Annotated in this window: 1 protein-coding gene; it reads right to left on the bottom strand. The window is 61.2% G+C overall.

The genetic code is table 11. From position 1 onward, the window contains the following. On the bottom strand, window positions 1–981 hold a 981-nt coding region (locus NW837_RS14545; protein ID WP_414332287.1), incomplete at its 3' end, for a tetratricopeptide repeat protein. Window positions 982–1,059 lie beyond the last annotated feature (78 nt).

Below are 1,059 nucleotides of genomic sequence, written 5' to 3'. Positions count from 1 at the left end.
CCCTTGTTCGGCGCAGATCAGCAGGGTCTGATGGCTCAGGGGGGATCCCGTCCACAGAGGGGAAAGAAAGCGCGGGTAGGTCGCCCCTTGTCGCTGCAGCCGCCATTCGTATTCTCGCCACCCCTCCTCGTAGCGGCCCAGGGTCAGCAAAGCCGTGCCCAGGTTGTAGTGGATCTCCGGCCAGTGGGGGGCCAACTGCAAGCTGCGCCGATAGGCTTCAATGGCCGCTTCCAACCGGTTTTGTTCCTGCAAGATGGTGCCCAAGTTGTTGTGGGGCTGGGCATCCCTCGGCAACAGCGAGATGGCCCGTTGCAGACAATCGGCGGCCTCTTCCAGGCGATCTTGCAGGTGCAGGCAGTGGCCGAGGTTAACGAGAATTCGCCCCTCCTGGGGTGCAAGGGCGAGAGCTTGGCGAAACCAGCCTTCCGCTTCCTCAGCTTGGCCATCGAGCATCAGGGCATTCCCCAAAGCTGCCAAGGCATAGACCTGGGGAGGCTGGGCTGCTGCTGCCTGTTGCAACACCTCAATTGCCTGGGCCAATTTCCCCAGGGTGAGCCAACAACTGCCCAATCGGAAAAGCAATTGCCCATCACCGGGGGCAAAGGCCAGGCCCTGTTCGTAGGCTCGCGCCGCTTCCTCTGGGTTGCCAAGCTGCATCCAGGCATCGCCCAGATCCTGCCAGGCCGGCACCCAATCCCCCCGCAGGTGCAGAGCCAGTTGCAAGGGGGTCAAAGCTTGGCGGGGATCCCCCATCTGGAGATAAAGGGATCCCAGCAACGCCTGAGCAGCGAACAAACGCGGCTGGGCGCGGGTAAGCTGCCGGCAGAGGTGCAGAGCAGCTTTCAGATCCCCCGCCTGTCGGTAGCGTTGAACCCACGTCAGAGCCGCCTGCGAAGAGGATGGGATCTCGGATCCCCGCTCTGGATTCTGTGACTCAGCCGCTTGCCGATTGTCTTTCCCTCGCCCAAAGCCCCGTGGCACGTCTTTGCCTGATACATTTACGCTGAACACTGCTGAACATCACTGTTCAACTATGCAGCGATAGCATTCTGTTTGTTT

This window comes from Synechococcus sp. R6-10, from assembly GCF_047461815.1.
Lineage (GTDB): Bacteria > Cyanobacteriota > Cyanobacteriia > Thermostichales > Thermostichaceae > Thermostichus.
Note: the sequence above shows the minus strand (reverse complement) of the source record. Positions and strands in the feature narration are given on the sequence as shown.